General features: G+C 59.7%; 11 protein-coding genes. 9 read left to right on the top strand and 2 right to left on the bottom strand.

Features of this window, described 5'->3' with window-relative positions:
• Positions 1-80 precede the first annotated feature (80 nt).
• Positions 81-626 carry a dTDP-4-dehydrorhamnose 3,5-epimerase gene (rfbC, locus tag CAG25_RS04835; protein WP_085611188.1) on the bottom strand — a complete coding sequence of 182 codons (546 nt, stop codon included), beginning with the start codon at positions 624-626 and terminating at the stop codon, positions 81-83.
• Between the two features lie 180 nt (positions 627-806).
• Between rfbC and CAG25_RS04830 the strand changes: the two genes are divergently transcribed.
• The 9 genes from CAG25_RS04830 (at position 807) to CAG25_RS04790 (ending at position 10,406) form a co-directional block, all read left to right on the top strand.
• Complete coding sequence (locus CAG25_RS04830; protein WP_085611187.1) at positions 807-3,719, top strand: aminotransferase; 2,913 nt, start codon at positions 807-809, stop codon at positions 3,717-3,719.
• 177 nt (positions 3,720-3,896) lie between these two features.
• A complete protein-coding gene (gene aguA, locus CAG25_RS04825) occupies positions 3,897-5,003 on the top strand; it encodes an agmatine deiminase (RefSeq protein ID WP_085611186.1) in 1,107 nt (368 codons plus the stop codon).
• A gap of 245 nt (positions 5,004-5,248) precedes the next feature.
• Positions 5,249-5,461, top strand: coding sequence for a hypothetical protein (locus CAG25_RS04820; protein ID WP_065257771.1), 213 nt, complete (start codon positions 5,249-5,251; stop codon positions 5,459-5,461).
• A 244-nt stretch (positions 5,462-5,705) separates the two neighbouring features.
• Positions 5,706-6,374 carry a DsbA family protein gene (locus CAG25_RS04815; RefSeq protein WP_085611185.1) on the top strand — a complete coding sequence of 223 codons (669 nt, stop codon included), beginning with the start codon at positions 5,706-5,708 and terminating at the stop codon, positions 6,372-6,374.
• Between the two features lie 299 nt (positions 6,375-6,673).
• The gene (locus tag CAG25_RS04810) at positions 6,674-7,960 is read left to right on the top strand and encodes an OprD family porin (RefSeq protein WP_064592776.1); all 1,287 of its coding nucleotides are present in this window, start codon (positions 6,674-6,676) and stop codon (positions 7,958-7,960) included.
• 233 nt (positions 7,961-8,193) lie between these two features.
• Positions 8,194-8,940 carry a 2OG-Fe dioxygenase family protein gene (locus tag CAG25_RS04805; protein ID WP_011331995.1) on the top strand — a complete coding sequence of 249 codons (747 nt, stop codon included), beginning with the start codon at positions 8,194-8,196 and terminating at the stop codon, positions 8,938-8,940.
• A 79-nt stretch (positions 8,941-9,019) separates the two neighbouring features.
• Positions 9,020-9,397: a GNAT family N-acetyltransferase gene (locus CAG25_RS04800; protein WP_007952618.1), complete on the top strand. Its 378-nt coding sequence runs from the start codon at positions 9,020-9,022 to the stop codon at positions 9,395-9,397.
• On the top strand, positions 9,394-10,110 hold the full coding sequence (locus CAG25_RS04795) for an AzlC family ABC transporter permease (protein ID WP_074689485.1): 717 nt from the start codon (positions 9,394-9,396) through the stop codon (positions 10,108-10,110). The genes CAG25_RS04800 and CAG25_RS04795 overlap by 4 nt, the downstream gene beginning before the upstream one ends.
• The gene (locus CAG25_RS04790; RefSeq protein WP_007952614.1) at positions 10,089-10,406 is read left to right on the top strand and encodes an AzlD domain-containing protein; all 318 of its coding nucleotides are present in this window, start codon (positions 10,089-10,091) and stop codon (positions 10,404-10,406) included. Before CAG25_RS04795 ends, CAG25_RS04790 begins: the two co-directional genes overlap by 22 nt.
• Here the strand turns inward: CAG25_RS04790 and CAG25_RS04785 are convergent.
• The gene (locus tag CAG25_RS04785; protein ID WP_011331998.1) at positions 10,323-11,249 is read right to left on the bottom strand and encodes a LysR family transcriptional regulator; all 927 of its coding nucleotides are present in this window, start codon (positions 11,247-11,249) and stop codon (positions 10,323-10,325) included. The genes CAG25_RS04790 and CAG25_RS04785 overlap by 84 nt on opposite strands.
• Positions 11,250-11,451 lie beyond the last annotated feature (202 nt).

The following is an 11,451-nucleotide window of genomic DNA, read 5'->3' as shown; positions in this document are numbered from 1 at the left end:
CGCATTATGCCTAGGCTTGCCGGCGCAGTCTGCGCACCCGTGGCCGGGTGTGCAGCGGCGCTGAAAATTCACACAGGGCTTCAGGAAAAGACGTCGGCGTCCTTGAAGAAGGCGGCTGCCTGATCCTTGGCCGACAGTTTTGGCGCTTCGTCCAGCTGCCAGTCGATAGCCAGATCCGGGTCATCCCAGCGAATGCTGCGCTCGGCCGACGGGGTGTAGTAGTCAGTAGTCTTGTAGAGGAATTCGGCGAACTCGCTCAGCACCACGAAACCGTGGGCGAAACCTTCCGGTACCCACAGTTGGCGATGATTGTCGGCGGACAGGCGCACGGCCACCCACTTGCCGAAATGCGGCGAGCTGCGACGGATATCCACGGCGACATCGAGGACTTCGCCAGCGGTAACGCGGACCAGTTTGCCCTGAGTATTTTCCAACTGGTAATGCAGCCCGCGCAGCACGCCTTTCTGCGAGCGCGAATGGTTGTCCTGGACAAACTGCGTGTCGAGGCCGGTGGCGTCCTGAAAGGCCTTGGCATTGAAACTTTCGTAAAAGAACCCGCGCTCATCACCAAACACCTTGGGTTCGATGATCAGGACACCAGGCAGGTCAGTGGGGATTACATTCATGGGGATATTCCAGTGGCAGGTTTGAATGGCCGACATTCTTGCGCAAAGTGCCGGTGGGTGCGAGAGGGGCATGCAAATCCCCCTGCTTCGCAACCTGTCAGGGGACGGATGGTCTGGGGGTTGCTTATCGCCTGAAGCAATGGCGATATAGGCGCCTAATAAAATTTCAGGGGTCGCTCCATGTCGTTCGCCACGTTGATTCATCGCGCCAGTTTGCCCAGCCCTCAGGTTTCGCTGGAGCAGGCACGGCATCTGCTGGCGCAGCACTACGGTTTGAACGGCACGTTGCAGGCCCTGGGCAGCCAGCAGGATCTCAATTACCGGGTCGACAGCGAGCGTGGGCGGTTCGTGCTGAAGATCTGCCGGGGCGATTATTCGCTGGTCGAACTGCAAGCCCAGCACGCGGGCCTGAAATATCTGGCTGAACACTGCGATGTCCACGTTCCCCGGGTCATCCCGGCCAGTGACGGCCAAGACCTGCTGACCCTGGACGTCGAGGGCGAATCGGTGCATGTGCGGCTGCTCGATTACATCGAGGGCCAGCCACTGACGGCTCTCGATCATCTTGGCCACGAAGTTGTTGCCGGGTTCGGCCGGCTCTGTGGCGAAATGGATCTGGCCCTGGCCGGGTTCGACCATCCGGGGCTCGAACGCACGCTGCAATGGGACGCGCGCCACGCCAGCGCACTGATCGAGCACCTGCTGCCGGTCATCGAAGACGAACGCCAGCGCGCGCTGATCGCCGAGGCTGCCGAACAGGCCAGACTTCGTTTGCAGCCGCTGCTGGAAAAGCTGCCGGTGCAGGCGATCCACATGGACATCACCGACGACAACGTGGTCTGGCAACGGGATGCCCGGCGGCACTGGCAGTTGCAGGGCGTGATCGATTTTGGCGACCTGATCCGCACCTGGCGCGTCACCGACCTGTCGGTCACCTGTGCCGCGCTGCTGCATCACGCCGCCGGCGATCCGTTGGTGATTCTGCCGGCGGTGCAGGCCTATCACGCGGTCAATCCGCTGCAGCACGAAGAACTGCTGGCGCTGTGGCCGCTGATCGTGGCGCGGGCGGCGGTGCTGGTGCTCAGTGGCGAACAACAGGTCGGCATCGATCCGGGCAACACCTACAGCCGCGACAACCTGACCCACGAATGGGAAATCTTCCGGGTCGCCACCTCGGTGCCGCTGGCATTGATGGAGGCGGCGATTCTTACGGCGGTCGGCCAGACATTGCCGGCCATCGACAGTGAAGGTTTTGCGCCGCTGTTGCCCGATCTGGTCGGGCGCGAATTCGCGTTGATCGACCTGGGTGTGTTGAGCGCGCACTTCGAGGCGGGGAACTGGGAGCAGCCTGGCATCGATCAGCGTCTGTTGAACGAGGCCGCTGTCATCCATGGTCTGGCGGCCAGTCGATACGGGCAATATCGGTTGTCGCGCACCCGGCCCGACAGCGCCGATGAGCCAGAGACTTTCCCGCTGCACGTCGAATTGCATGTACCCCAAGGTTCGACGGTGGAGGCGCCGTTCGCTGGCGTACTGCACCTGTCGGCCGACGGCGCACTGCGACTCGACGGCCCGCAACTTAGCCTGCGTCTGTGGGGCGTGAAACCTTCGTTGCACAGCGGCGCTGCGCTGGTGAAAGGTCAGGTGCTGGGTTCGGTGGACGGTCCGTTGATCGTGCAATTGATTCGCGGCGCACAGCTTGAGGCGCCGCTGTTCTGCACGCCGAGCCGTGCGGCTGCTTGGCAAGCACTTTCCCCATCACCGGCCGCGCTGCTGGGTCTGGCCTGCGACGCCGAACCCGAGCTGGACGCAGCAACCCTGCTGGCGCGCCGCGACGCCAGTTTCGCCCGCACCCAGAAGCACTATTACGTCGACCCGCCGCGCATTGAGCGCGGCTGGCGCAATCACCTGATCGACATGCAGGGCCGCTCCTACCTCGACATGCTCAACAACGTCGCGGTGCTCGGCCACGGTCACCCGCGCATGGCGGCGGTGGCGAGCCGGCAGTGGTCGCTGCTTAACACCAATTCACGGTTCAACTATGCGGCGGTCGCCGAGTTCTCCGAACGCTTGCTGAAGCTGGCGCCGGAGGGCATGGATCGGGTGTTCCTGGTCAACAGCGGCAGCGAGGCCAATGACCTGGCGATCCGCCTGGCGTGGGCCGCCAGCGGTGGCCGCGACATGATCAGCGTGCTGGAGGCCTATCACGGCTGGACGGTCGGCGCAGACGCGGTCTCGACCTCGATTGCCGATAACCCGCAAGCCCTGAGCAGTCGCCCGGACTGGGTGCATGCGGTGACCGCTCCGAACACCTATCGCGGCGAGTTTCGCGGCGCGGATTCGGCGCCGGATTATGTGCGCAGCGTCGAGCATCATCTGGCGAAGATCGATGAGCAGAAACGGCAACTGGCCGGGTTCATCTGCGAGCCGGTCTACGGCAATGCGGGCGGGATTTCGCTGCCGCCGGGTTATCTGAAAAAGGTCTATGAATTGGTGCGCGCCCGTGGCGGCGTGTGCATCGCCGATGAGGTGCAGGTCGGTTACGGCCGTATGGGCCATTTTTTCTGGGGTTTCGAAGAGCAAGGCGTGGTGCCGGACATCATCACCATGGCCAAAGGCATGGGCAACGGCCAGCCGCTGGGCGCGGTGATCACCCGCCGGGAAATCGCCGAGGCGCTGGAGGCCGAGGGCTATTTCTTCTCGTCCGCCGGCGGCAGTCCGGTGAGCTGCCAGATCGGCATGGCGGTGCTCGATGTCATGGAAGAAGAAAAGCTCTGGGAAAACGCCCAGGTGGTCGGCGCCCACTTCAAGGCGCGGCTGGAAGCGCTGATCGATCAATATCCGTTGGTCGGCGCAGTGCACGGTTCGGGGTTCTATCTGGGGGTCGAGCTGATCCGCAATCGGGAAACCCTGGAGCCGGCAACCGAGGAAACCACCCTGTTGTGTGATCGCCTGCGCGAGCTGGGGATCTTCATGCAGCCGACCGGCGATTACCTGAACGTTTTGAAGATCAAACCGCCGATGGTCACCTCGCGTCAGAGCGTGGATTTCTTTGTCGACATGCTGGCGAAGGTGCTTGAAGAAGGGCTTTGAGGCGATCCGCAATCTTCAAATACCGATTTGTATCGGTATTTGAAGGGGTTAATTCAGATTGTTTTTTATTATTGGCTTCTAATGCCGATATTTATCGTTTATAAAGTCGCCATAGTCCGTCGTCCAACCTGTACGGCGTGTTGAAAACCCTCGACGGTTCCCTGGAGTCTGATCGACATGACCACATTGAAAAGCACACCACGCGCCGATGGCTTCTACATGCCGGCCGAATGGGCACCGCAAACCCAGACCTGGATGATCTGGCCCGAACGTCCGGACAACTGGCGTCTGGGCGGCAAACCAGCGCAGGCCGCTCACGCCGCCGTGGCCAAGGCCATCGCGCGTTTCGAACCGGTAACCGTGGCGGTGTCCGCCGGCCAGTACGAAAACGCTCGCGCTCGCCTCGACGTGCCGAATATCCGCGTGGTCGAGATGTCCAGCGATGACGCCTGGGTTCGTGACAGTGGTCCGACTTTCGTGATCAACAACAGCGGCGAAGTGCGCGGTGTGAACTGGGATTTCAACGCCTGGGGCGGCTTTGACGGTGGCCTGTATTCGCCGTGGAGCCGTGATTCCCAGGTCGGCGGCAAGATCCTCGAAATCGAGCGCAGCCCGCGCTACCGCACCGAAGGCTTTGTGCTCGAAGGCGGCTCGATTCACGTCGACGGCGAAGGCACCCTGATCACCACCGAAGAATGCCTGCTCAACCGCAATCGCAACCCGCACTTGGGCCGCGAAGAAATCGAAGCGGTGCTCAGTGAAAACCTGTCGGTGGACAAAATCATCTGGCTGCCGGATGGCCTGTTCAACGACGAAACCGACGGCCATGTGGATAACTTCTGCTGCTACGTGCGTCCGGGCGAAGTGCTGCTGGCCTGGACTGACGATCCGCAGGATCCGAACTACCCGCGCTGCCAGGCCGCGATGAAAGTGCTGGAAAGCAGCACCGACGCCAAAGGCCGCCCGTTCACGGTGCACAAGATGCCGATTCCGGGGCCGCTGTTTGCCACCGAGGAAGAATGCGCGGGCGTGGACCCGGTGGACGGTACTCAGGAACGCAACCCGAGCGTGCGCCTGGCCGGTTCCTACGTGAACTTCCTGATCGTCAACGGCGGGATCATCGCGCCAAGCTTCGACGACCCGATGGACGCTCCGGCCCGGGAGATCCTGCAGAACCTGTTCCCGCAACACGAAGTGGTGATGGTGCCGGGGCGCGAACTGTTACTGGGAGGCGGCAATATTCACTGCCTTACCCAACAGCAGCCCGCGCCGCACAAAGAGTGAGTGCGGATGTAACAGCTTGAGTTGATTGGAAAATCGACCAGGCAGTCATTTGTTGCCCACGCTTGAAGAGAAACCCGCAGCCCGTCAGGACTGCGGGTTTCTTTATGTCCGCTGGTCGACAATTGCCAGACATTGGCATAGCTCTTGTATCGCTCATGGCGCACTAGGGAGGGGGGAGAACTTCAACAGTTCTGTCATATACCTTGGATAACTTAGCCGCTCATGAACGGGGAGAGAGCGCTGAAATGAACGCCGAAGTGAACGTAATCAGCGAGCGGACGTTGCATCCCATGGCTGTAAATAGTGAGTCGCTCCAGATTGTCGCGCACTGGTTGAAGTCCAATGGAACGCGTCAGATCAGGGAACCTGATCCGCGCCGGATGATGATCGAGCGTTACCCCGCTGGCCTGTTCAGCGAGGCCGAACTGGACGCATTGTGGGATGTGATGGAAGGATAAGAAGAACAAACAGGGATTGTAAAAAGCGCTGCCGGGATGGCAGCGCTTTTTTTATGAGCGCGATATCAGAAGCTGTAGGTGCTGGTGACCACCAGGTTGTCTGCCTGATCCGGTAGTGGCGGCTGCCGGTCTCGATTTGACCGATTGCCGAAACACACTGAAAGGCATTCCGGCGTTTTTCTGCAACGACCGAGGGACTAATGTGCCGACATCATTTTTCCCACCTTCCAGCCGGAGTTTTCCGATGACTCTTCATTACATCTACGACCCGCTGTGCGGCTGGTGCTATGGCGCCAAACCGCTGGTGCAGGCCGCACAGCAAGTGCTGCCGGTGATCGCCCACGCCGGCGGCATGATGACCGGTGCCAACCGCCAGAACGTTTCACCGCAACTGCGCAATTACGTGATGCCTCATGACCGGCGCATTGCCGAATACACCGGTCAGCCGTTTGGCGAAGCCTATTTCGAAGGCCTGTTGCGCGATCACACCGCGGTGTTTGATTCGGCACCGCCGATTGCCGCTGTGCTGGCAGCGGAGAAAATCGACGGCCGTGGCCTGGAACTGCTGGGGCGTTTGCAGACGGCGCACTATGTCGAGGGGCGCCGAATTGCCGACGAAAGTGTGCTGTTGGAATACGCGGTGCAGCAGGGTTACGACGCCGCTACTTTCTTGAACGCCAAGCAGTCCGTCGACACCGAGCAACATATGAAGAACAGCCGCGCTCTGTTGGCGAAACTCGGCGGGCAGGGTTTTCCGACTCTCGCACTGGAGCAGGATGGTCAGTTCACAGTGGTGGATATCGGCCCGTGGCTCGGTAAACCGCAGGCCTTCGCTCAATGGTTGAGTGAGTCGTTTACGCCTGCGACAGCGGCGCATGCCTTGCCGGTCTGTGGCCTCGACGGGTGTACGTGACCCGGCATTAAAATCCCTGATTACAGGCGGTTCCCTGCACGAAGCCACCGCAAAATTTACTTTTTTTAGACGTTTTTCGCCTATTTAAAGACGATTCTTGAAATTGACACATTGTTGAGGGCGCGGCTACGATTCGGCCCAACGCCTGTGGCTAACCGCCATGACTCAAAATCAGGAGCAGGCCCGCCATGACATTGTCTTGAGCGGGTCTTTTTGTTTCGGGGTGAATAAAAGAGTGCAATAAGCGCCGTTTCAGCCGTTCGACACAGCGCGTTTCAACCCGTAATAAGGAAAACAAAATGTTGAACAAGCGAATCAGTTTGATCGCACTGGGGATGTTGAGTGCCACTTCGGCCATGGCTAACGACCAGGCCGAGTCCAAGGGTTTTGTTGAAGACAGCAGCCTCAAAGTGCTGCTGCGCAATGCCTACATCAATCGTGACTACAAAGATGGCAACCAGGACAAAGCCGAATGGGGCCAAGCGGCCATCGGTACGTTCTCGTCCGGTTTCACTCAAGGCACCGTGGGTGTGGGTGTGGATGCCTTCGGTCTGTACGCACTGCGCCTGGATGGCGGCAAGGGCCGCAGCGGTGCCGGTGGTATCGACTTCTTCAAACAGGGTGACAGCGGCAACGCGGCTGACGACCTGTCGAAGGGTGGCGCAGCGGTAAAATTCCGTATCTCCAACACCGTACTGACTTACGGTGACCAGATGCCGGCCCTGCCGGTGCTGAGCTATGACAACGTGCGTCTGCTGCCGGAAAGCTACACCGGTACTTTGATCACTTCCAAAGAGATCAAAGGCCTGGAGCTGAACGCCGGCCGTTTCACCGCCGAATCGCGCAAGAGCGCTGAAGGCCGTGACAGCGGTGGTCTGAAGTCGATCAACGTGTTGGGCGGTAGCTACCAGTTCACCGAACAGTTCAAGGCAGCGCTGTACGCTTCCGACGTCGAAGACGTGCTGAAGAAGCAATACGTGAACGCCAACTACGTGTTCCCGATCGACAAGGATCAGTCCCTGACCCTGGACTTCAACGGTTACCGCACCAAGCTGGACAACTCCTACGTCCGCGAAAACGGTGTGACCGGCGACGACAACAAGATCTGGAGCCTGGCAGCGACCTTCGCCACCGGCCCGCACTCGTTCACCGTGGCGCACCAGCGCTCCACCGGCGACAGCAACCTGGGTTACGCCTACGGCGGTTATCAGAAAGGTCAGGGTCGCGTGGGTGACGGTGGCAACACCATCTACCTGGCCAACTCCTACTGGTCCGACTTCAACGCTGAAGACGAGCGCAGCTGGCAGTTGGGCTACGGCCTGGACTTCAGCGCATTCGGCGTACCGGGTCTGAGCTACAACTTCGCGTACGTGCGTGGCGACAACATCACCACGTCCACCAGCGAAGGCGGCACCGAGCGTGAGATCTTCAACCAGTTCAAGTACGTCGTGCAAAGTGGCCCGGCCAAAGACCTGAGCATCAAGCTGCGTAGCTCGATCCTGCGTGTGTCGCAGAAATCCAGCGAATACAACGTCAGCGGCAACGAACTGCGTGTATTCGTGGATTACCCGATCAATATCTTCTGATGATCGGTTGAGCCCGCGAAACGCGACAGAAAAACCCCGACTGGTTCGGGGTTTTTTTTTGACGCTTTTTGAAAAAACAGCATAAAAACCCGTGTTTTTGTCATTTGAAATGCACTTTCAAGCCGTTTCAAATCGCGTTTCAAACAGGGCTTTAAATGCCTGAAATTCTTTCTCATGGACGCAAATTCTCCACCTAATAGATTAGGCCGCTCAATGCAGCGGAGAATTTGGTAATGATCGTTTTAACCAGAGAAGTGGGCGAATCGCTACGGCGCGACAAGTACGCCAATGTGCAGGGTGCTGACTTCAATCTCTACGGTCATTTCGCCGACTTCGTCAGACTGACCAAAAGTTGGGAAAACATGGAGCCTGACAGTTACTACGGTCAGGCCGAAGCCGGCATGCGTTACCGTCGTTACAGCGACTTTGAGTACAACCCCAAGACTCGCGAACTGAAGCAACTGGAACATCGCGCGTACGTGCAGTCCAAGGCCAACAACAGCTATGTGGGCGGCGTGGTGCGGCACTTCCAGGACTTCTCGGACGAAGTCATCAGCTCGCCGGTGATGCGCAGCCTGATCGACACCGATTTCGAAGTGTACAAAAGCGTGTTGCCGGAAGAGCTGCACGATGAAATCTGGCAGTGCCAGATCCATCAGATCCGCATCGAGATCAAGCCCGGCAAACAACTGGAAATCACTCCGGAAGGGATTCACTGCGACGGTTACCCGTTCAGCGGCGTGCACTTCTGGGGGCGCAACAATGTCGAGGGCGCCGAAAGCCGCCTGTACGACATCCACGAGCAGCAACTGGCGTCGACCACTTACCAGGAAATCCTCGACACCACCTATTTCCTCGACCGTGATATGCGCCACTACGTGACACCGGCACGCAACACTCACTCCCACGCCATGGCGTACCGGCAGATCCTGGCGATTTCCTTCTCGCGGCCCGGGACCGCTTTCGACATTGTTCGCTAATCAGATCACCCCAATCGACGGCGTCGAATGCTCGACGCCGGTGGTGCTGCGGCGCGCGACGGCCAAGGACGCGCAGCGCATGGAGCGTTTCTTCCGCCAGTTCGACGAAGTGTCGTTCTGTGAATGGCAGGACGCCAAATGCCTGCGCGGCGTGTTGATCCAGAAAACCACCACGGCCTATCTGGCGTTCGACGTCGAAGGCGAGATCGTCGGCGCGGTGCTGGGCGGCATGCTCGGCAGCCGTGGCACGATCAACCATCTGGCGGTCAGCCTGCGCTATCGCAGCCAGGGCGTGGGCCAGCGGCTGGTGGAAGCGGCGTCCGCCGACATGAAACGGGTCGGAGTGCTGCGGATGTTCCTGTTCGTCGATGATGCTAACCTCGCGGGCAAGCGTTTCTGGACGGCCCAGGGTTTTTGCGAACCTCACGGCGAGCGGACATTTGAGAGGGATCTATGAATGAAACATCCGGCAGTGCGCCGCTGATGGTCGACCGTCAGCCATCGCGCACCTTTGCCGAAGCCAGCCCGGTGGTCGCTGGTTACTTTACCGTGTCGTTCGTGTTCGGGCTGATGGCGGTCAATGCCGGGCTGCCACTGTGGCTGCCGGTGGCCATGTGTCTGTTCGTGTATGCCGGGGCTTCGCAGTTTGCGGCGCTGGCGCTGATCAGCAGTGGGGCGTCACTGACCACCATCGTGCTGACCACGTTTCTGATCAACGCGCGGCACATGCTGATGTCGGTCTACATGGCGAAAGCCTTGCGGGCACTGGGCCTGAGCCGCATGGAACGCTGGTGCTACGCCGGCGGGCTGACCGATGAGTCGTTCGCCTTTCACAGCGTCAAACTGGGCACCGGGGCACCGGTGAACGTTCGCTATCTGATCGGCTTCAACCTGTTCTGCCACACCTCCTGGGTGATCGGCGGATTGCTCGGCGCCCTCTGCGCGCAGTACGCGTCGCACCTGATCAAATACCAGCTCGACTATGCGCTGACCGCGATGATGCTCTACGTGCTGGTCTCGCTGTGCAACACCCGCAATAAACTCATCGCCGCTATGGCCGCAGTCGTCTGCATGGGCGCACTGAGCCTGGTGGGCAGTTCGCCGTTCAACGTTTTCATCGCCACGTTTGTGGGCTGCGGAGTGGGTGTATGCCTGACCAAACGTTCCTGATCCTGGTGGTCGCGCTGATGATGGCCGTGACCTTCCTGCCACGGGCCTTGCCGCTGCAGGTCAACACCGAGCACTGGCCGCCCTTCGTCGCCCGCGCGCTGGAGTACCTGCCGGTGGCGATCGTCGCTGCGATCAGCCTGACACCCTTGTTGATCAAGGATCAGCACATACAGCTCGATCGCCCGGAATTCTATGCAGCGATTCCGACGCTGTTATGTGCGTATTTCAGCAAAAACCTCTTTCTCAGTGTGGCGGTTGGGACGGCTGCGTACATTGCGCTCGGCTCGTTCATGTAGCGGCAGATCGACCACGTCGTTCAACGCCTGGCCGGACAGATCCGGGTTGTTCACCGCCAGGCGCACTTCGAGGAAATCCTCGAACCCGGGGAAGATCGTCAGGCCGTTCTTCTGCGCGGCCTCGCGGGAGACCATGCCGACCGCATCCATCTGGGTGATGAGCGACAGGGTCAGCGTTTCGCTGCAGGAATAGATCGTGCGCTGACTGTTCTCGTGATTGCCCAGCCCGGCGTCGAGAAAACGCAAAAAGCTGTGGGAATACGGACAATCTTCTGCGGGACGCACCTGAAACTTGTTGCCAAGCAAGGTCAGCGGATCGTTCTCCTGACCACAGTGCGCGCCGACCACCTGCACCTGTACTTCAGGCAGGACGATGCTCGGCAGACCCGGACGCTGCGGGCCTATCAGCACCGCAAGGTCAAAGTCCTCGTTCTTCAGCTTGCTGAGGTTTTCCATCGACTCGGCGTAGCTGAATTCCATCTGGTAGTCGGGAAACACCTCGATCAGGCGCCCGATCAATCGCCGGTTGAAGTCCGGCGCCAGTGTGGTGTTCAACGCCACTTTCAACGTGCGCTGTCCCGGCACCTTCAACGCTTCGACTTTCTCTTCCATCTGCCGCGTGGCGATCAGCACTCTGTCCATATAGGGCGTCAGCTCGGTGCCTTGCGGCGTCAGCGTCAGCCCCTTGTTGGATCGTCTAAACAAGCGGAAACCGAACTGCTCTTCGACCTTGTTCAACTGTGCGGCCAGGGCCTGCACAGTCAGGCACGAATGCTCGGCTGCGGCCGACAACGAGCCGGTCTGCACGATGCGCATGAGGTTGCGTAAGGTTCTGCTATCCATGGGTAATGCCCTCTGAAGTGGGCTGGGTATTGTTGTGTACGTGACAGCCTGAACGGCGCCATTTGCCGGCTATATTCCTGTACCTGAGCATAGTTGTCGCGCAATTAGTAGCGAATCGATGTCCCCGCCGATGGCTGGAGGCTGACACAGGATCGGGGTTTTTGGTGACGTGGGGGTGATTGGGGTCAAAAAAAGTGCACGG

This window comes from Pseudomonas sp. B16(2017), from assembly GCF_002113205.1.
GTDB lineage: Bacteria > Pseudomonadota > Gammaproteobacteria > Pseudomonadales > Pseudomonadaceae > Aquipseudomonas > Aquipseudomonas pharyngis.
Note: the sequence above shows the minus strand (reverse complement) of the source record. Positions and strands in the feature narration are given on the sequence as shown.

Excerpts from the sequence above, each read along its gene's own strand:
- CAG25_RS04815 (WP_085611185.1), top strand. The coding sequence starts at position 5,706 with ATGACTCTTCATTACATCTACGACCCGCTGTGCGGCTGGTGCTATGGC.
- rfbC (WP_085611188.1), bottom strand. The coding sequence starts at position 626 with ATGAATGTAATCCCCACTGACCTGCCTGGTGTCCTGATCATCGAACCC.
- CAG25_RS04810 (WP_064592776.1), top strand. The coding sequence starts at position 6,674 with ATGTTGAACAAGCGAATCAGTTTGATCGCACTGGGGATGTTGAGTGCC.
- CAG25_RS04830 (WP_085611187.1), top strand. The coding sequence starts at position 807 with ATGTCGTTCGCCACGTTGATTCATCGCGCCAGTTTGCCCAGCCCTCAG.
- CAG25_RS04795 (WP_074689485.1), top strand. The coding sequence starts at position 9,394 with ATGAATGAAACATCCGGCAGTGCGCCGCTGATGGTCGACCGTCAGCCA.
- CAG25_RS04785 (WP_011331998.1), bottom strand. The coding sequence starts at position 11,249 with ATGGATAGCAGAACCTTACGCAACCTCATGCGCATCGTGCAGACCGGC.
- CAG25_RS04805 (WP_011331995.1), top strand. The coding sequence starts at position 8,194 with ATGATCGTTTTAACCAGAGAAGTGGGCGAATCGCTACGGCGCGACAAG.
- aguA (WP_085611186.1), top strand. The coding sequence starts at position 3,897 with ATGACCACATTGAAAAGCACACCACGCGCCGATGGCTTCTACATGCCG.
- CAG25_RS04790 (WP_007952614.1), top strand. The coding sequence starts at position 10,089 with ATGCCTGACCAAACGTTCCTGATCCTGGTGGTCGCGCTGATGATGGCC.
- CAG25_RS04820 (WP_065257771.1), top strand. The coding sequence starts at position 5,249 with ATGAACGCCGAAGTGAACGTAATCAGCGAGCGGACGTTGCATCCCATG.
- CAG25_RS04800 (WP_007952618.1), top strand. The coding sequence starts at position 9,020 with ATGGAGCGTTTCTTCCGCCAGTTCGACGAAGTGTCGTTCTGTGAATGG.